Origin of the sequence: Pseudomonas sp. Marseille-Q5299 (genome assembly GCF_943737035.1) — a bacterium.
Taxonomy (GTDB): domain Bacteria; phylum Pseudomonadota; class Gammaproteobacteria; order Pseudomonadales; family Pseudomonadaceae; genus Aquipseudomonas; species Aquipseudomonas putida_E.
In genome coordinates, this window is the sequence record NZ_CALSFR010000004.1 from 682,357 (window position 1) to 700,568 (window position 18,212).

The 18,212-nt window shown below is 63.1% G+C and carries 15 protein-coding genes and 1 pseudogene; 10 read left to right on the forward strand and 6 right to left on the reverse strand.

Annotated features, from left to right (window positions below):
* Window positions 1-26: 26 nt before the first annotated feature.
* On the reverse strand, window positions 27-851 hold the full coding sequence (locus tag NGJ21_RS16165; RefSeq protein ID WP_119688821.1) for an aldo/keto reductase: 825 nt from the start codon (window positions 849-851) through the stop codon (window positions 27-29).
* 227 nt (window positions 852-1,078) lie between these two features.
* Here NGJ21_RS16165 and NGJ21_RS16170 point away from each other — a divergent pair, with 227 nt between their 5' ends.
* The 4 genes from NGJ21_RS16170 (at window position 1,079) to NGJ21_RS16185 (ending at window position 7,427) form a co-directional block, all read left to right on the forward strand.
* Entirely contained in the window at window positions 1,079-1,957 is an 879-nt protein-coding gene (locus tag NGJ21_RS16170; RefSeq protein ID WP_012314122.1) for a DMT family transporter, read from the forward strand.
* A 312-nt stretch (window positions 1,958-2,269) separates the two neighbouring features.
* On the forward strand, window positions 2,270-4,528 hold the full coding sequence (gene katG / locus NGJ21_RS16175; RefSeq protein WP_251962391.1) for a catalase/peroxidase HPI: 2,259 nt from the start codon (window positions 2,270-2,272) through the stop codon (window positions 4,526-4,528).
* A gap of 238 nt (window positions 4,529-4,766) precedes the next feature.
* Window positions 4,767-5,978: a creatinase gene (gene creA / locus NGJ21_RS16180; RefSeq protein ID WP_174141468.1), complete on the forward strand. Its 1,212-nt coding sequence runs from the start codon at window positions 4,767-4,769 to the stop codon at window positions 5,976-5,978.
* A gap of 114 nt (window positions 5,979-6,092) precedes the next feature.
* A complete protein-coding gene (locus NGJ21_RS16185; protein ID WP_174141469.1) occupies window positions 6,093-7,427 on the forward strand; it encodes an MFS transporter in 1,335 nt (444 codons plus the stop codon).
* 4 nt (window positions 7,428-7,431) lie between these two features.
* Here the strand turns inward: NGJ21_RS16185 and cahR are convergent, their stop codons facing one another.
* The gene (gene cahR / locus NGJ21_RS16190; protein ID WP_046785480.1) at window positions 7,432-8,424 is read right to left on the reverse strand and encodes a transcriptional regulator CahA; all 993 of its coding nucleotides are present in this window, start codon (window positions 8,422-8,424) and stop codon (window positions 7,432-7,434) included.
* 156 nt (window positions 8,425-8,580) lie between these two features.
* Between cahR and pssA the strand changes: the two genes are divergently transcribed.
* Together pssA and NGJ21_RS16200 are read left to right on the forward strand one after the other, a co-directional pair.
* Window positions 8,581-9,909, forward strand: coding sequence for a CDP-diacylglycerol--serine O-phosphatidyltransferase (gene pssA, locus NGJ21_RS16195; protein ID WP_251962392.1), 1,329 nt, complete (start codon window positions 8,581-8,583; stop codon window positions 9,907-9,909).
* Between the two features lie 82 nt (window positions 9,910-9,991).
* Window positions 9,992-11,158, forward strand: coding sequence for a GGDEF domain-containing protein (locus NGJ21_RS16200; protein ID WP_251962393.1), 1,167 nt, complete (start codon window positions 9,992-9,994; stop codon window positions 11,156-11,158).
* Window positions 11,159-11,261: 103 nt separating this feature from the next.
* On the opposite strand, the gene ppnN is transcribed toward NGJ21_RS16200, so the two are convergent.
* Complete coding sequence (ppnN, locus tag NGJ21_RS16205) at window positions 11,262-12,635, reverse strand: nucleotide 5'-monophosphate nucleosidase PpnN (protein ID WP_251962394.1); 1,374 nt, start codon at window positions 12,633-12,635, stop codon at window positions 11,262-11,264.
* A gap of 50 nt (window positions 12,636-12,685) precedes the next feature.
* Complete coding sequence (locus NGJ21_RS16210; protein ID WP_251962395.1) at window positions 12,686-13,747, reverse strand: YeiH family protein; 1,062 nt, start codon at window positions 13,745-13,747, stop codon at window positions 12,686-12,688.
* Window positions 13,748-13,857: 110 nt separating this feature from the next.
* On the opposite strand from NGJ21_RS16210, the gene NGJ21_RS16215 reads away from it, so the two are divergent.
* Entirely contained in the window at window positions 13,858-14,727 is an 870-nt protein-coding gene (locus tag NGJ21_RS16215; protein ID WP_237858289.1) for a LysR family transcriptional regulator, read from the forward strand.
* A 22-nt stretch (window positions 14,728-14,749) separates the two neighbouring features.
* On the opposite strand, the gene pncB is transcribed toward NGJ21_RS16215, so the two are convergent.
* Together pncB and NGJ21_RS16225 are read right to left on the reverse strand one after the other, a co-directional pair.
* Window positions 14,750-15,949 (reverse strand): nicotinate phosphoribosyltransferase, encoded by a 1,200-nt coding sequence (gene pncB / locus NGJ21_RS16220; protein WP_251962396.1) that lies wholly within the window; start codon window positions 15,947-15,949, stop codon window positions 14,750-14,752.
* Window positions 15,946-16,596: a nicotinamidase gene (locus tag NGJ21_RS16225; RefSeq protein WP_251962397.1), complete on the reverse strand. Its 651-nt coding sequence runs from the start codon at window positions 16,594-16,596 to the stop codon at window positions 15,946-15,948. Before NGJ21_RS16225 ends, pncB begins: the two co-directional genes overlap by 4 nt.
* A gap of 138 nt (window positions 16,597-16,734) precedes the next feature.
* On the opposite strand from NGJ21_RS16225, the gene NGJ21_RS16230 reads away from it, so the two are divergent.
* The 3 genes and pseudogenes from NGJ21_RS16230 to NGJ21_RS16240 all read left to right on the forward strand — a co-directional run.
* Complete coding sequence (locus NGJ21_RS16230; RefSeq protein ID WP_251962398.1) at window positions 16,735-17,439, forward strand: NUDIX hydrolase; 705 nt, start codon at window positions 16,735-16,737, stop codon at window positions 17,437-17,439.
* Window positions 17,440-17,573: 134 nt separating this feature from the next.
* Window positions 17,574-17,831, forward strand: coding sequence for an RHS repeat-associated core domain-containing protein (locus NGJ21_RS25890; protein WP_286010437.1), 258 nt, complete (start codon window positions 17,574-17,576; stop codon window positions 17,829-17,831).
* 117 nt (window positions 17,832-17,948) lie between these two features.
* A pseudogene (locus NGJ21_RS16240) lies at window positions 17,949-18,212 on the forward strand (transposase); the annotation flags it as partial.

The window sequence follows — 18,212 nt, forward strand, 5'->3', positions numbered from 1 at the left end:
AGGGGCCGCAAAGCGGCCCCTGGCATTCAGCTGTTCCAGTCCGGCGCAAAGTCTGGGTTCACCACCCGCTGATCCTTTGGCAACCCGGCAATCAGCGCCCGATCCTGATCATCCAGGCGCACATCCAGCGCCGCCAGGTTGCTCAGCTGGTTCTCGCGGCTGCTGGCCTTGGGGATCACCGCCACGCCGCCCTGGTCCAGCAACCACTTGAGCGCCACCTGGCTCGGCAACACACCATGCTTGTGGGCGATGTCCTGGATCACCGGCTGCGCCGCCGCCCGCCCGCGGGCCAGCGGGGTATACGCCGTGAGCAGCAGGTCGTGCTGGCGGGCATAGTCGAGCAGCGGTTGCTGGCTGAGCAGCACGTGGTATTCCACCTGGATCGCCGCCAGCGGCGCGCCCAGCGTTTCGATCACTTGGCGCAGCAGGCCGAGGGGGAAGTTGGCCACGCCGATGCTGCGTACCTTGCCCTCGTCACGCAGGGCCACCAGCGTCTCGATGCTACGGGCCAGGTCCCAGTCCTTGCCGGGCCAGTGAATATGGAACAGGTCGACCTGCTCGGTGCCCAGGGCGCGCAGGCTGTTCTCCAGGGATTGGCGCATGGCCTCGGGCGCCAGGCGGTCCCACCAGACCTTGGTGGTCAGGTGGATCTGTTCGCGTGGCACGCTGCTGTCGCGCAACGCCTGGCCAACAGCAGCTTCGTTGTCGTAGGCGGTGGCGGTATCGATGTGCCGGTAACCCAGCTCCAGTGCCTGGTGAACTGCACGCGTGCACTCGGCGCCGGTCATCGGCCAGGTGCCCAGGCCGATGCTGGGTAGGTCGAGGCCGTTGCGGGTGGTGAGCCTATGCATGAAAACTCCTTGTTCGGGTTCGAGGGCCACGTTCGATGGTGCGCGTTTCGCCTGTCAGGGACCACGAGTAGGGAGCTGAAAGTGGTCGATCAGCGAACGGAAAACACATTGGCTTGAACCGGCGTGTCAATTGACCTTCCTTAAGTCGTCGTATCTCTTCTAGAATCCCTGTTGTCGCACTGCCTTCACCTGGCGCTGCATGCCGCAGCGCCGCCATCGAGAACGCCATGAGTTCCAGCACACCGCTGTCCGGAGTCAACCACCCCCTGCGCGGCATCGCCCTGGTGGTGGTGGCCACGTTCCTGTTCGCCAGCCACGATGCCTTGTCCAAATTCCTCGGTGGGCTATACCCGATCATCATGGTGGTGTGGGCCCGCTACCTGGTGCACACGCTACTGATGGCCGGCATATTCCTGCCCAAATCCGGCCTGAATGTGCTGCGCACCCGGCGCCCGGTGCTACAGACGTTGCGCGCGTTAAGCTTGCTAAGCACCAGCCTGCTGTTCACCACCGGCTTGCAGTACCTGCCGCTGGCCGAGGCGACCTCGGTCAACTTCCTGGCCCCGGTGCTGGTCACTGCGCTGTCGGCGCCGCTGCTCAAGGAGCGGGTCACGCCAGGGCAATGGGTGGCGGTGGTGCTGGGCTTCATCGGCGTGCTGGTGGTGGTGCACCCCGGTGGCGCGATGTTCACCCCGGCAATCCTGTACCCCTTCGGCTCGGCGCTAGGCTTTTGCTTCTACCAGTTGCTCACGCGCATACTCGCCGCCCATGACAGCCCCACCACCAGCAACTTCTACGCCGGGCTGTGCAACACGCTGGTGATGAGTGCGTTGGTGCCGTTTTTCTGGGAGCTGCCGCGCTGGGACCACGCGCTGCTGATGCTGGCACTGGGCGGTTTCGGCATGAGTGCGCACCTGCTGCTGACCCAGGCCTTCCGCCACGCCGCGCCAGCTCTGCTGGCGCCGTTCAGTTATTGCCAGATCGTGTTTGCCGGCTTGCTGGGGTTGCTGATCTACGGGCAAGTGCCCGATAGCACCACCTTGCTGGGTATCGCCATCATCTGCCTGAGTGGGCTTGGGGCAGCCTGGATGCAACGCAGGAAGTGAGCCGGTGGCAGGGGGCGCTGTCGCCTGCCCGGCAATCCTGACAGAGCCTACCTATCACCCTCCAATAGCCACTCTATTAGAAGTCTGCCCAAGCTCGACTAGTCTTGTCCGTGGCCCTGCGAATTCCCCTGCGGGCGGCGTCAGAGCACCTGGGTGCAAGACCCTGCCGCCACGCCGTGACAGCTTCGCAAGCCCCTGTCGGAACGTGACCGACCTGACCTGATGAGGGGTAGGCATGAGCCCATGTGCTCGGCTCAAAGAACACCTGGCATAGACCGGAAATCTGGATAACCGACCCAAAGGTAACCGCAGATGTCGAACGAATCGAAATGCCCGTTCCATCAAACCGCAGGTGGCGGCACCACCAACCGAGACTGGTGGCCTGACCAGCTCAACCTCAGGATTCTCCACCAACATGGCGCCAAGTCCGACCCGATGGACCCGGACTTCGACTACGCCAAGGCGTTCAAGAGCCTCGACTTCCAGGCGCTCAAGCAAGACCTGACCGCCTTGATGACCGACTCCCAGGACTGGTGGCCGGCCGACTTTGGCCACTATGGCCCGTTGTTCATCCGCATGGCCTGGCACAGCGCCGGCACCTACCGCATCGGTGACGGCCGTGGCGGCGCCGGCTCTGGTCAGCAGCGTTTCGCGCCGCTCAACAGCTGGCCCGACAACGTCAGCCTGGACAAGGCGCGGCGCCTGCTGTGGCCGATCAAGCAGAAGTACGGCAACAAGATCTCCTGGGCCGACCTGATCGTGCTCACCGGCAACGTCGCCCTGGAATCGATGGGGTTCAAGACCTTCGGTTTCTCCGGCGGCCGGGCGGATGTGTGGGAGCCGGACGAAGACGTGTACTGGGGTTCGGAAAAGGTCTGGCTGGGCGGCGACACCCGCTATGGCAAGGACCAGGTCAAGGCCCAGGCGCCCGGGCAGGGGGACCTGGTGGCCGAACCCGCCAAGCATGGTGAAGAACAGAACCGCGACCTGTCGGCCGAGCGCAACCTGGAAAACCCGCTGGCCGCCGTGCAGATGGGCCTGATCTACGTCAACCCGGAAGGCCCGGAAGGCAACCCCGACCCGGTGGCTTCGGGCAAGGATATCCGCGAAACCTTCGGCCGCATGGCCATGAACGATGAAGAAACCGTGGCCCTGATCGCCGGTGGCCATGCCTTCGGCAAAACCCATGGCGCAGGCCCTGCTGATAACGTCGGCCCCGAACCGGAGGCCGCCGGCCTTGAACTGCAAGGCCTGGGCTGGGCCAACAAATTTGGCACCGGCAAGGGTGGCGACACCATCACCAGCGGCCTGGAAGTGACCTGGACCTCTACGCCAACGCGTTGGAGCAACGAGTACTTGAACAACCTGTTCAACTTCGAGTGGGAACTGACCAAGAGCCCGGCCGGTGCCCATCAGTGGCAGCCCAAGGAGGGCAAAGGCGCTGGCACCGTGCCGGATGCCCATGACCCAGGCAAACGCCACGCACCGTCCATGCTCACTTCTGACCTGGCCCTGCGCTTCGACCCGATCTACGAGCCGATCGCCCGGCGCTTCAAGGACAACCCCGACCAGCTGGCAGACGCCTTCGCCCGTGCCTGGTACAAGCTTATCCACCGCGACATGGGCCCGCTGGCACGTTACCTCGGGCCGGAAATGCCCAACGAGGAACTGCTCTGGCAAGACCCGCTGCCCAAGGCCGATCAAGCGTTACCCAGTGAGCAGGACATTGCCGCGCTCAAGAGCAAGATACTGGCGTCGGGATTGAGCGTCGGTGAGCTGGTATCCACCGCCTGGGCGGCCGCCTCGACGTTCCGTGGTTCCGACAAGCGCGGTGGCGCCAACGGTGCGCGCCTGCGCCTGGCGCCGCAGAAGGACTGGCCAGCCAACCAGGGCACGGGCAAAGTGCTGGCGGCACTGGAGCAGATCCAGGGTGAATTCAACAACGGTGGCAAGCACATCTCTCTGGCCGACCTGATTGTGCTGGCCGGTACCGCCGCCGTGGAAAAGGCCGCCAAAGATGCCGGCTACGCTGGCAACGTGCAATTCCGCCCGGGCCGTGTCGACGCCTCCCAGGAACAGACCGATGTCGAGTCGTTTGCTGTGCTCGAGCCACTGGCTGACGGTTTCCGCAATTTCACCAAGGCGCGTTACAGCGTCAAGGCCGAGAAACTGCTGCTGGATAAAGCCCAGTTGCTGACCCTGACCGCGCCGGAACTGACCGTGCTGATCGGCGGCCTGCGGGTGCTCGGTGCCAACCATGGCGGCAGCAAGGACGGCGTGTTCACCGACCAGCCTGGCACCCTGAGCAATGACTTCTTCCGCAACCTGCTGGACATGGGTGTGGAGTGGAAGGCCACCTCGGGCGACAACGAAAGCTTCGAAGGCCGCGACCGCAAGACCGGGCAGGTGAAGTGGACAGGCACCCGTGTGGACTTGGTGTTCGGCTCGCATGCGCAGTTGCGGGCGCTGAGCGAGGTGTATGGCAGCAGCGATGGCAAGGGCAAGTTCGTCAAGGACTTCGTTGCGGCTTGGGTGAAAGTCATGGAGCTGGATCGTTTTGATTTGAAATAAACGTGATGGCTGGGGCTGCTTTGCAGCCCAATCGCCGGCAAGCCGGCCCCCACAAGCACTCCACCGCCTTCAGGCTTTGTGGTGTAACTGTGGGGGCCGGCTTGTTTGCAATGGGGCAGTGGCCATCGCGCCAATTCCAGGTCGGATAGGTACAAAAGCGTCCTCGTTCGTTCTGCTGCAATGCATCTCAGGCGGCCGGCCTGAAACAGCGTGCTCACAACGACAAGGAACACCGACCATGCAAATGCCCCAGACCCTGAAGATCCGCAACGGCAACAAGGCCAAACCGACCTTTTCCGCACAGGAATACGCCGCACGTCATGCCCGGTTGCGGGCCTACATGGCCGAGCAGGATATCGAGGCGGCGATTTTCACCTCCTACCACAACGTCAACTACTACAGCGACTTCCTCTACTGTTCGTTTGGCCGCCCTTATGCACTGGTGGTGACCCACGACAAGGTGGTGTCGATCAGCGCCAACATCGACGGTGGCCAACCTTGGCGTCGTACGGTCGGCACCGACAACATCGTCTATACCGACTGGCAGCGCGACAACTACTTCGTGGCCATCCAGCAGGCGCTGCCGCTGGCTTCGCGTATCGGCGTGGAGTACGACCACCTCAACCTGCAGAATCATGCCAAGCTCGCTGCCTGCTACCCAAGGGCCGAGCTGCTGGACATCGGTGCGCCCTGCATGCGCATGCGCATGATCAAGTCCGCCGAGGAGCAGGCGCTCATTCGCCACGGTGCCCGGGTGGCCGACATTGGCGGTGCGGCGGTGGTCGAGGCGCTGCAGGACCAGGTGCCGGAATATGAAGTGGCACTGCATGCCACCCAGGCGATGATCCGCGAGATCGCCCGCAGTTTCCCCGACAGCGAGTTGATGGACACCTGGACCTGGTTCCAGTCCGGGCTCAACACTGACGGTGCGCACAACCCGGTGACCAGCCGCAAGGTAAACCCGGGCGACATTCTCAGCCTCAACTGCTTCCCGATGATCGCCGGCTACTACACCGCACTGGAGCGTACGTTGTTCCTGGGCCACTGCCCGGACGAGCATTTGCGCCTGTGGCAAGCCAACGTCGAAGTGCACGAGGCAGGGCTCAAGCTGGTGCGCCCGGGCATGCGCTGCTGCGATATCGCCCGCGAGCTGAACGAGATCTTCCTGCGCCATGACCTGCTGCAGTACCGCACCTTCGGCTATGGCCACTCATTCGGCACCCTCAGCCACTACTACGGCCGCGAGGCAGGGCTGGAGCTGCGCGAGGATATCGATACGGTGCTGGAACCGGGCATGGTGGTATCGATCGAGCCGATGATCATGCTGCCCGAAGGGCTGCCGGGGGCAGGGGGCTACCGCGAGCATGACATCCTGATCGTCAATGAAACGGGTGCCGAGAACATCACCAAGTTCCCGTATGGACCGGAGCACAACATCATTCGCAAATGATGACAGGTGCCGGCCTCTGCGCGAATGAAGAGGCCGGCACAAACAACACAATAACAACTAACTGTATGACCTTCAGACCCTGCCTCCAATTAGAAGAACCAGAGGGTATCCGTCATGTCCAGCACCACCCTGAATGCTCCCACCCTCGCCGGTGCCACCCAAGGCGCCGAACGCCAGGCCCTGCGCAAGGCCGCCCGTGCCAGTTTCATGGGCAACTTCGTCGAATGGTTCGATTACGCGGCCTACGGCTACCTGGCGACCATCATCGCCGCCACCTTCTTTCCGCAAACCGACAAGACCAGCGGCTTGCTGGCGACGTTCGCGGTATTCGCCCTGTCCTTCCTCGTACGCCCGCTGGGCGGGGTGGTGTGGGGCCATTTCGGCGATCGCCATGGGCGGCGCAACGCGCTGTCACTGTCGATCCTGATCATGTCGATCTCGACCTTCTGCATCGGCTTGCTGCCGGGGTATGCGCAGATCGGCCTGTGGGCACCGTGCCTGCTGTTGCTGATCCGCCTGGTGCAAGGTTTTTCCGCTTCGGGCGAGTATGCCGGCGCTGCGGCGTTTCTCGCTGAATACGCACCGCCTGGCAGACGGGGGCTGTACACCAGCATCGTGCCTGCCAGCACCGCGGCCGGGCTGTTGTTCGGTGCAGCATTCGTCGCGGCCTTGCATGAACTGCTCAGCACTGAAGACCTGCACAGCTGGGGCTGGCGCCTGCCGTTTTTGCTGGCGGCACCGTTCGGCCTGGTGGGACGTTATATCCGCATGAGCCTGCAGGACACACCCAAGTTCCTGGAGATGGAACAGCGGCTGGAAAGCAAGGCTTGCATGACGCCGGCGCCGATCCGCGAACTGCTGAGCCGGCACCGCCGCAGCCTGGCCATCGGTATCGGGGTTACCTGCCTCAATGCTGTGGCGTTCTACCTGCTGCTCAGCTACATGCCCACTTACCTGTCGAATGAAATGGGCATGAGCGAGCGTGACTCGTTCATCGCCTCGACGGTTTCGCTGGCCACCTACATTGGCCTGATTTTCCTGATGGGACGCCTGTCTGACCACTTTGGCCGCAAGACCATGCTGGTGGTTGCTTCACTGCTGTTCCTGGGGTTGACCGTGCCGCTGTTCAAGCTGCTCGATGGCCAGCCCCTGCTGGTGGTGCTGGCGATCCAGATCTTCTTCGGGGCGATGCTGGCGATGAACGACGGCACCTTGCCGTGCCTGCTCGCGGAAATTTTCCCCACCCGCGTGCGTTTCAGTGGCTTTGCCTTGAGCTTCAACCTGGCCAACGCCTTGTTTGGCGGGACTGCGCCGTTCATCGCCACCTGGTTGATTCATGTGACCGGTAGCAAACTGGCGCCGGCCGGGTACCTGCTGGCGGCAGCGTTGGTGGCGCTGGTGGCCATGTTGATGTGCCGGGAAACGGCCCATGATGAACTCAAAGACTGAGGTATCAGTGCAACGATGCCTGCCGCCGTTCCCCCAGCGGTGACAGGCCAAAGAAGCGGCTGTAGCTCTTGGAAAAATGCGCCGGCGAACTGAACCCGCACGCCAGTGCCACCTCCCGCACCTGCACGTCGCTGCGCAACAGCAATTCCCGCGCCCGCGACAGCCGCAACTCCAGGTAATACTGGCTGGGCGTGCGCTGCAAATATTTATGGAACAGCCGCTCTAGCTGGCGCACGGTCACCTCGTTGAGGCTGGCCAGTTCCTCCAGCGCCAGCGGCTCCTCCAGGTTTGCCTCCATGATCGCCACCACTTGGCTAAGCTTGGGCTGGGCACTGCCCAGCAAGGTGCGCAACGGTACGCGCTGCCGTTCGCGCTCGCCGCGCACACGGTCGCACAGCAGCAACTCGGCCGCCTTGGCGGCGATGTCCTGGCCGCCGGCTTCGCGGGCGACCAGCTGCAGCATCATGTCCATGGCCGCAACGCCACCGGAGCAGGTGTAACGGTCGCGGTCCAGTTCGAACAGTTGGCTGGATATGACGATCCCGGGGAAATGCGCCTGCAGGGCCTCGATGTCCTCCCAGTGGATGGTGCAGCGATAGCCTTTGAGCAGGTCGGCTTTGGCCAGCAGGTAGCTGCCGGTACAGATGCCGCCTAGCGGTACGTGCTGGCGGGCCAGTTGGCGCAGCCAGTCGATCAGGGGCCGGTTACCTCGGCTGCGGTCGATCGGGTTGGCCCCGACCACGAACAGGGCATCCAGCGGCGGGGCGTCGGCGATGGCATGGTCAGGCAGGATGCGCATGCCATTGCTGGCCATCACCGGCGCCTCGCTGGCAGCGAGCAATACGGTGCGGTAGAGGGGGCGGCGGGCGGCCAGGTTGGCCATGCGCAGGGTTTCCACCGCCGACGCCAGGCCGATGGTGGTGAAGTTGGGCAGCACCAGAAAACCGAAGGTCTTGGCTGGGCAAGGCGAGACGATTGCAGAAACGGGGTGGACCATTGCGATCTTCCTGTGCAAGCTGAGGCGTGATTTGTCGGGGGCAGTGGAAAACAGGCCTCGCATGTTTCTTGTTGTTATGGGTCGTTGCCCGGTCGATCTTACACCCCGGCGTGATGGCCAGGAATGGACCTGAATGCAGACAGAAGGTGAAGCTATTTGAACCCCGAATCCATGCTGGCGGCGCTGCCAGGTTTCGCCATCGCGCCGCAGGCCATCCAGGTGTTGCCCGATGCCGCGGCCTATCGCGCCTGCTTGCTCGAGCGCATCGGCGCTGCGACCCGGCGCATTGTCATTGTCGCCTTGTACTTGCAGGAGGACGAGGCCGGGCAGGAAGTGCTGGATGCCCTGTACCAGGCCAAGGCGGCGCGGCCGGGCCTGGAGATCGTCATCGTGGTCGACTGGTTTCGCGCACGCCGTGGCCTGCTGGGCGCCGGGCGTCAGCCGGGCAATGCCGCCTGGTACCAGGCCCAGCGTCAGCTGCGTGGGTTGGACGTGGTTATTCATGGCGTGCCAGTGCAAACCCGTGAGTTGTTCGGCGTGCTGCACCTCAAGGGCAGCGTGATCGATGACTGTGTGATCTATACCGGCGCCAGTTTGAACAACGTCTACCTGCACCGTTTCGACCGTTACCGCCTGGACCGTTACCACCTGTTCCAGTCGCCTGCGCTGGCCGATGCCATGGTCGGCCTGGTACGGCGCCTGTTGCACCACACTGCTACACCGCGCCTGGACCTGCCGGCGCCACCGACCAACCGCAGCCTGCGCGGCGATATTCGCCGCTTGCGTGCACGGCTGCGGCGCATGGCGTATGACGCACCGGCTGCCGTTGCAGGGCAGGGCCTGCGGGTGGTGCCGTTGCTCGGCGTTGGCCGTGGCAACCCGCTTAACCGCGCGGTGTGCGCGTTGCTGGCTGCGGCGCGGTCACAGATCATCATCAGCACGCCTTATTTCAACCCGCCCCGAGTGGTGATGCGCGAGATCGACCACGCCCTGGACCGCGGCGTGCGGGTGGAACTGATTGTCGGCCACCGTACGGCCAATGATTTCTATATCGCGCCCGGTGAGCCGTTCAGCGCCAGTGGCGCGTTGCCCTATCTGTATGAAGACAACCTGCGCGCCTTTGCCCGGCGCCGCCATGCCAGCATTGTCAGCGGCCAACTGGTGGTTCGGATCTGGAACGACCCTGGGCATACCTTTCATGCCAAAGGCGTCTGGGTCGATCAGCGTTACTCGTTGCTGACAGGCAACAACCTCAATCCGCGCGGGTTCAACCTGGACCTGGAGAACGGGCTGCTGATCGACGACCCGCAGGGCGAATGGACGGTGCCGCGGGAAGTGGAACTGGAGGGCATTCGCCGGTTTGCACCGAAGATCGGTTCGGCCCAAGAATTGGGCGTCAAGGCGGAGCACCCCAAAGAAGTGCGCAGGTTCTTGCGCCGCTTGCGTTTCAGTCGCCTGGAGCCGTTGATCAAGCGGGTGTTGTGAGCCGTTTTTACCTCTCTGAAAAGTCATGGCAAACGAATACAATCAGCCGTTTTCCACGTTAACCAGAAAGGCCAACACTTTCATGGCGCTTGATCCACCCACGATGCTTACCATCACCATCGCCCTGGCTGCCGCCGCAGCCTTGTACCTGGCGATCGAGTGGCGCAGCGTCCGCGAACCCTCGCTGCTGTTCTGGAGCGCGGGTTTCGCCACCATCACCATCGGCTCCACCCTGGCCCTGCTGCGCGGGATCGGCCTGCTGTTGATCGGTATCTGGTTCGCCAACGGCTTGCTGGTGGTGGCGCATGCGTTTTTCCTGCTGGGGGTGCTGCGCTTTACCCAGGCCCGCCTGTCGCGGGGCTGGATGCTGATCGTCGTCGCCTGGTTTGCCTTGCTGCTGCTGCCCGTGGGGCCTCAGTGGTCGAAGGTCATGCTGATGGTCAACTCGCTGCTGGTGGCGCTGCTCACGCTCAAGGCCAGCCTGCTGTTGCGCCCGCACGGCAAATCGTTGAGCGTGGGGGCGGTGCAGTTGCGTTATGTGCTGCTCATCCATGGCCTGTTCTATGTGGTCAAGGCTGTCATCGCGGTGACGCCTGGCACGCTGATCGACCTGGCGACCTTCGGCGGCCTGATCATTCAGGTGTCGCTGGTCGAGGGGGCCATGGCGATCATGCTGATCGCCCTGTCGATGACCGGTACCGTGCGTTATCGCCGTGAAGAGCGGATCGCCCGGCTGGCTGCCCGCGATCCGTTGACGGCGCTGTACAACCGCCGGGCGTTGGAGGTCCGCGCCACGCCCCTGTTAAAAGACGTGAGCCCGGCCCGGCCTGGGGCGCTACTGCTGATAGACATCGACAACTTCAAGCTGGTCAATGACCTGCATGGCCACGCGGCTGGCGACCGGCTGTTGGTCACGCTCAGCGAGATGATCCGTGCGGTGTTGCCGGAGCGGTCACTGGCGGCGCGGCTGGGCGGGGATGAGTTCGTCATCCTGCTCAGCGATGCCAGCAGTGAGCGGGTGGTGGAGCTGGGCGGTGTTTTGCGTAGCCAGTTCCAGCAATTTGCCGAGCAGGCAATGCCGACCCCGCAGGCCGTGACCCTGAGTATTGGCGCCAACCTGTTCGACCATCCGCCGGCGAGCCTGGCGGCGTTGATCGAGCAGGGTGATGTGGCGCTGTATCAGTCCAAGCGTGGCGGGCGTAACAGTATTCGCCTGGTTGACCGCAGCGAGATGAACCCGGTCAGGTAGCGTTTCAACCGGCCCTCACAGGTACCCCGCTGCTCTCAAGCTCAGCGCAAACCCAGTGGGGGCCGGCTTGCCGGCGATGGGCCGCAGTGCGGCCCTGTTGTCTTCAGGTCACAACCTGATAGCAAGGCACATACTCCGCGCCACCCGGCAGCTTCATCCGGTGCTGGTCGACAAACGCCTGCAACAGGCGCCCCAGTGGCTCCAGTACCGCACTGTCCCCGCGGATCTGATACGGCCCGTGCTCTTCGATCAGGCGGATGCCCTTGTCCTTGACGTTACCGGCAACGATGCCGGAAAACGCCCGACGCAGGTTGGCGGCCAGTTCATGCGGCGGCAGGTCGCGGCGCAGGGCCAGGTCGGCCATGTTGGCGTGAGTCGGGTCGAACGGGTGCTGGAAGCCGCCGTCGATCTTCAGCAGCCAGTTGAAGTGGAACGCGTCGTTGCGCTCACGGCGGAACTGCTTGACCTCCTTGAGCCCTTCGACCATCTGCCGCGCTACCTCGGCCGGGTCATCGATGATGATCTGGTAGTGGCGCTGGGCGGCCTCACCCAAGGTGGCACCAACGAAGGCATGCAGCTGCAGCAGGAACGGCTCGGCACTGCGCGGCCCGGTCAGCACCACCGGGAAAGGCAGCTCTTGGTTGTCCGGGTGCATCAGGATGCCGAGCAGGTAGAGGAACTCCTCGGCAGTACCGGCGCCACCTGGGAAGATGATGATGCCGTGGCCGACCCGTACGAAGGCTTCCAGGCGCTTCTCGATGTCCGGCAGAATCACCAGTTCGTTGACGATCGGGTTGGGCGCCTCGGCGGCAATGATGCCCGGTTCGGTCAGCCCCAGGTAACGGCTGCCGTGCATGCGTTGCTTGGCATGGGCGATGGTGGCGCCTTTCATCGGCCCCTTCATCACGCCCGGGCCGCACCCGGTACAGATGTCCAGCTTGCGCAGGCCCAGTTCGTGGCCGACCTTCTTGGTGTACTGGTATTCCTCGCTGCTGATCGAATGGCCGCCCCAGCACACCACCATTTTCGGCTCCACGCCCGGGCGCAGGGTGCGTGCGTTGCGCAGCAGGTGGAAGACGTAGTCGGTGATGCCCTGGGAGCTTTCCAGGTCGATGCGCTGGCTGGCCAGCTCGCTTTCTGTGTAGACGATATCGCGCAGGGCGCTGAACAGCATCTCGCGGGTGCTGGCGATCATTTCGCCATCGACGAAGGCATCGGCGGGTGCATTGAGCAGCTCCAGGCGCACGCCGCGGTCTTGCTGGTGGATGCGTACCTCGAAGTCCTTGTAGGCCTCAAGGATGGTCTTGGCATTGTCGACATGGGCGCCGGTGTTGAGGATGGCCAGGGCGCACTGGCGGAACAGGGTGTAGAGGCTACCGGTGCCGGCTTCACTCAGTTGCTGGACTTCACGTTGCGACAGCGTCTCCAGGCTGCCTTTGGGGCTGACGGATGCATTGATGACATGGCGTTGGGGCATCTAAGTCTTTCCTGTGCAGGTAAAACATCCTTCTTTGACAACACCATAAGTCATGCGAAGAGCTTTTGCACACCCAGCGTAATCGCCAGCCCGCCACCGAGCAGCCACAGGTTGAGAATCGCCCCGGTCACCAGTGCCCGCGGGCCAGCCTGGCGGATCTGGCTCAAGCGTGTCTCCATGCCCAGTGCGGTCATGGCCATGGTCAGGGCGAAGGTGTCCAGGCTGTTGACCGCTTGGATCACGCTGCCTGGCAATACTTGCAGCGAGTTCACCAACACCAGCGCGAGGAAGCCAAAGGCGAACCAGGGCATGGCGATGCGACCGTTGCCTTGTGCCTGGCCCGGCAGCCGGGTACGGCTGATCCAGACACCCACCACCAGCAGTACCGGCACCAACAGCATCACCCGGGTCATCTTGACGATGGTAGCGATGTGCGTGGCCTCGGGGCTGACATTGCTTGCCGCGCCCACCACCTGGGCAACCTCATGAACGGTGCCGCCCAGGAACAGGCCGGCACCCAGGGTATCGAGGTGCAGCCAGCCGCTGTTGATCAGTAGCGGGTACAGGAACATCGACAGGGTGCCGAACAGCACCACGCTGCCCACTGCCATGGCACTCTTGTGCGGTGCGCTGCGCAGCGCCGATTCGAAGGCCAGCACTGCTGCGGCGCCGCAAATGGCGCTGCCGGCTGCGGTCAACAAGGCGGTATCGCGGTCCAGTTTGAGCAGCTTCATGCCACACCACAGGCCGATCAGCAGAGTGCTGACCACCACCAGCAGCGAGACCGCAAGGCCTGACCAGCCGACTTCGGCGATTTCCTGCAGGCTGACACGCAGGCCGAAGAAGGCCACCGCGATGCGCAGTAGCCCGCGGGCAGAGAAATTGATGCCCGCCGCCCAACTGGCCGGTACGCCATCACGCAGGGCGTTGCCGTAAAGGGCACCGGCGACGATGCCGACGATCAGCGGGCTGATGCCCAGGTTGGCGATAACGGGCATGGCCGCCAGTTGGGTGACGGCGAACGCGAACAACGCGACGAACAGGATGCCGTTGAGCCGCCCTCGGGTAGAGAGGGTAGGGGCAAAGGCAGGGTTGGACGGTACCGTGGCCATGTGAGTCCTCCGGACAGTGAATCGACAGGGCCTACTTTAATTTGGTTATAAGCTTATAAAAAATCGTAATTCAGGATGGCAAATATCCGCTTAGCTGATATTTTGCATTCATGACCCCGGAACAACTGATAACGTTTGCCACTGTTGCCGAGCATGGCAACATCAGCCATGCAGCGTTGGCCTTGCATCTGTCGCAGCCGGCTGTCTCCGGCCAGCTCAAGCTGCTGCAGGACGCATTCGGCGAACCCCTGTACCAGCGCGCCGGCCGCGGCGTGCGGCTTACTGCGGCCGGCGAGCAGCTGCTGGCCCATGCCGAACGCCTGCGCGAAACCTTTCGCCAGGCCCAGGCACTGCGCGACGCCCTGCGCGCTCTGGAGCGCGGCACCTTGCGCATCGGTGCCAGCACTACGCCCGCCAGCTACCTGCTGCCTTACCTGATCGCCGACTTCCATGCGCAATACCCCGAGGTGCAGGTGAGCACCTTGCACGGCAATACCGCAGAGATCGTCTCGGCGCTGGGCAGTGTGGACATTGCCCTGATCGAAGGCCCGCCCGGGCAGGAACTGCCGCTGGGCACGGGTGTCACGCCGTGGCGTGAGGACGAAATCGTCGCCATCGTGCCAAGCGCTCACCCGTTGGCCAATCAGGCGGGCCAGACGCTGGAGGCCTTGGGCAGCTACCCCTTGGTGCTGCGTGAAAGCGGCTCCGGGGTTCGGCAGATCGTTGAACGGGCATTTGCGCGCAGTGGCGTGGCCATGCGCGTAGCCTTGGAAATTGCCGGGGTCGAAGGGGTGAAGGAGGCGGTGCGGGCGGGGATGGGTATCGGCTTCGTTTCGGCGATGTCGATCAGGCATGAGGGTGGCGCACTGCAGCGCTTGCATATCGCCCCGCAGCCGTTGGTCAGGCACTTTTCCATCCTGCTGCCGCATGCGGCCACGCCCTCGCGGGCGGCGGCGCGGTTCATGGCGCTGTGTACGTGACACTCATGATATATGACAGTGCTCAAGCCACTTTGAAGACATGTTTAAGGTACGCCACGAAGTTCTCATCGCGGCATTGGGTCTTGCCTGGGCTGTCACTGATCTTGGCTACCGGCGCGCCGTTGCAGGCCGTCATCTTGATCACCATGTTCATTGGCTTGACGCCGGGGATATCGCAGGTCAGGTTGGTGCCGATGCCAAAACTCACATTGATGCGCCCGTGCAAGGCGCGGTACAGCCCAAGCGTCTTGGCGAAATCCAGCCCGTCGGAAAATATCAGCGTCTTGCTTTGCGGGTCGATGCCCAATCTCTGGTAGTGGGCGATGGCCTTTTCGGCCCAGGCCAGCGGGTCGCCCGAGTCGTGGCGCAAGCCATCGAACAGCTTGGCGAAGTACAGGTCGAAATCGCCCATGAACGCGTCCATGGTGATGCAGTCGGTCAGCGCGATGCCCAGCAGCCCACGGTATTCGCGCACCCAGCACTCAAGCGCGGCAGCCTGGCTGTCGACCAGGCGCGGGCCGAGTTGCTGGTGGGCCATGAACCATTCGTGGGCCATGGTGCCGATGGGCTTGAGCTCGTATTCGCGGGCCAGGTGCACGTTGCTGGTGCCGACGAAGCGCCCCGGGAAATCGCGTTTGAGGGTATGTACCACGGTTTCCTGTACACGGTACGAGAAGCGCCGCCGGGTGCCGAAATCGGCTAGCTGCAAGCCCGCCAGCTCATCGGCACTGGCATGGGCCTTGAGCCAGTCCAGTTTCTGGGACAGCCGCTCGCCCACCTGTTCCATCACCACTTCGCGATAGCGGTAGCGGTTGCGTACCTCGCTGATGATCGCCAGCAGCGGGATCTCGTAGAGAATTACATGCAGCCACGGCCCGCGCACGCGGATCGCCAGTTGCCCGGCGTCATCCAGGCCGACCTGGACATAGCGCAGGTTGAAGCGGAACAGGCTGAGGAAGCGGATGAAGTCCGGCTTGATGAACGGGATTTTCTCCAGATACGCCAGTTGGTCGTGGGTGACTGTGACGTCTGCCAGTTGCTCCACCTGATAGCGAATTTCAGCCAGGTAAGGCGAGAGGTCCTCGCCGTTACGGCAGCGAAACTCCCATTCCACTTCGGCGTTGGGGTAGTTGTGCAGCACCGCCTGCATCATGGTGATCTTGTAGAAGTCGGTGTCCAGCAGGTTCTGGACGATGCGTGGGCCGAAAACGCTTTCGCTCATGGGCGGTCTTCCTTGATCAGAGAGAGCTGGTGGTCGAGCGCGGCCTCGTCGCCGCAGAGGATGACGCCCTCGGCGGCCAGTGCGCCGCACGCGCTGATGGCGCCTTCCTGGGTCAGGGCGCGGCAGGCAGGCAAGTACAGGAGTACCTGGAAGCCCGCCTGGCGCAACTGCCGGGCGGTGGTCTTGACGCAGTAGTCCAGAGCCAGCCCACCGACGATCACCGCCGCCACCTGCTGCACCTTGAGGTATTCGATGACGCCCGTTGAGCGGCGCTCGGCCAGGTCGTGGTAGCAGGCACCGTAGGGATGCAGGTCGGGTTCGACGCCTTTCCATATGAAGTAGTCGTAATCGATGGGGGCGGGCAGGCCTGGCAGCAGTTCGAAGCCCGGCGTGCCCGGCACGCAGTGGCTTACCCAGGTCAGGTCGGCATTGGCCAGCGTCAGCGGTTGCAGCATTTGCCCAGGTTCTGTGACCACCCACGCGGCATTGGCCGGGTGCGCGTCCTTGCTGCCCAGGCGCAGGTCGGCGCGCAGGGCCATGGTGTTGAGGTCGGCGGCGATTTCATTGCCTTCGGGCACCGGCAATTCCTGTGGGGCATTGGCGGTGAAGCCGTTTTGCGCGTCGACATCGAAACTGGCGATTTTCATGGGGCTCTCCTCGCTGGTCTGGCTATATAATTCACCTGGTGATATAAGTGTGTCAAGCACACGTCCTGCAGTCATAGATGCTTGCCCCAGTTAAGCGCTCTGGTGGAATATTGCGTCATTGAGCAGTGGAGCCTTTTAGTGAGTACAGCCGAAGTCCTGGCCAGCGTCGATATCGTCGCGCTGCGCCTGGCCCCCGAAGCCCAGCATCTGCAAGTGTTGTTGCATCGCCGCGAGCGCGAGCCCCATGCCGCTCAGTGGGCTCTGCCCGGCGTGCTCGTCAATGGCCGCATCCCGGACACCAGCCTGGAGGCTGCTGCCGAGCGCGCGCTAGGCGAGAAGGCCCGGGTGCTGCCGCGTTACCTGGAGCAGGTAGGTACTGAAGGCAATGCTTTCCGCGACCCGCGCGGCTGGTCGTTGAGCACCTATTACCTGGCCTTGCTTGACCCCCGGCAGCAGGTTGAGGGTGACCAGTTGGCCTTTTTTGACCTGGCCAGTGTGTTGGGCCGCAAAGTCCTGCTTCCGTTCGATCACAACCTGCTGGTGGAGCGCGCCCGCGAGCGGCTGGCGAGCAAGACGGTGTACAGCAGCCTGCCGCTGAACCTGCTGGCCGAGAAGTTCACGGTGCTCGATGCATTGGGGGCGGTGCAGGCGTGCCTGGGCCAGGCCGTGAACAACACCTCGCTGCGCAAGCGCCTGGAGCGCCTGCGTGAGCTGGGTTGGGTGCGTGATACGGGGGAGAAGAATCAGCCGCGGCTCGGCAGGCCCCAGCAGTTGTATCAATATACGCCGCAGGGAGATCGGCCGTTCATGTTCGACCGTAGCTTACTGCCGGAAGGTGCCTGATGGCCTGGACCGTTCTGTGATTGTGAACTTGGCTCACTTATGGCGGACGGGAAGAGCGACCTGATAAAACTGCCAGTGGGCAGTTCGTTGAACTTCGGAGTAGCTTGAATAACTCTGCACAGTCTGACGCCAGAGTGAACGACCTTGATCGAAAACAGACGCTGGCATCGGATGGCGGCGAGACTTGCAAGATAACCTACTCGCCTTATGGCTCTTCCGCTATTGTCCAACGGGCGCCGATGATAGGGTTCGTTGGGCAGAAGCTTGATCCCGCGAGCGGTTTCTATCCGTTGGGCAATGGCCATCGATGGTATGCACCACCAATCAGAAGATTCACCAGCCCTGACGCCTTGAGCCCATTTTGGGCGGTCATGACCCGGGAAGTGGTGTAACTGAACCAACCGAAGGCGCCCTGCGGGCGATAGAGAATGGTCATCGTGGTTCGTGGCTAACGTTGAGTTTGCGGACTTAACCTTAACCAAGAGAACCACGATGACCAAGCCCGCTATGACGCCCACGAAGGGCTCAAGGCGGCTGTTTCCAAGGTATTCAACGCGACCAGGCAGCGCTGCCGTGTGCATTTCATGGGCAATGCCATGGCCCACGTCGGCAAAGGTCACCGCACCATGGTAGCGGCGCTGCTGCGCACGGTCTTCGCCCAGGACAGCCGTGCCGAATGCCATCAGCAATGGCGGTTGGTTGCCGATCAACTGCGCGAAAAGTACCCGAAGATCGCGGCGCACATGGACGGCTGCGAGGATGAAGTGCTGGCT

Coding starts and splice junctions, on each gene's coding strand:
- NGJ21_RS16165 (WP_119688821.1), bottom strand. CDS start 851: ATGCATAGGCTCACCACCCGCAACGGCCTCGACCTACCCAGCATCGGC.
- NGJ21_RS16170 (WP_012314122.1), top strand. CDS start 1,079: ATGAGTTCCAGCACACCGCTGTCCGGAGTCAACCACCCCCTGCGCGGC.
- katG (WP_251962391.1), top strand. CDS start 2,270: ATGTCGAACGAATCGAAATGCCCGTTCCATCAAACCGCAGGTGGCGGC.
- creA (WP_174141468.1), top strand. CDS start 4,767: ATGCAAATGCCCCAGACCCTGAAGATCCGCAACGGCAACAAGGCCAAA.
- NGJ21_RS16185 (WP_174141469.1), top strand. CDS start 6,093: ATGTCCAGCACCACCCTGAATGCTCCCACCCTCGCCGGTGCCACCCAA.
- cahR (WP_046785480.1), bottom strand. CDS start 8,424: ATGGTCCACCCCGTTTCTGCAATCGTCTCGCCTTGCCCAGCCAAGACC.
- NGJ21_RS16200 (WP_251962393.1), top strand. CDS start 9,992: ATGGCGCTTGATCCACCCACGATGCTTACCATCACCATCGCCCTGGCT.
- ppnN (WP_251962394.1), bottom strand. CDS start 12,635: ATGCCCCAACGCCATGTCATCAATGCATCCGTCAGCCCCAAAGGCAGC.
- NGJ21_RS16210 (WP_251962395.1), bottom strand. CDS start 13,747: ATGGCCACGGTACCGTCCAACCCTGCCTTTGCCCCTACCCTCTCTACC.
- NGJ21_RS16215 (WP_237858289.1), top strand. CDS start 13,858: ATGACCCCGGAACAACTGATAACGTTTGCCACTGTTGCCGAGCATGGC.
- pncB (WP_251962396.1), bottom strand. CDS start 15,949: ATGAGCGAAAGCGTTTTCGGCCCACGCATCGTCCAGAACCTGCTGGAC.
- NGJ21_RS16225 (WP_251962397.1), bottom strand. CDS start 16,596: ATGAAAATCGCCAGTTTCGATGTCGACGCGCAAAACGGCTTCACCGCC.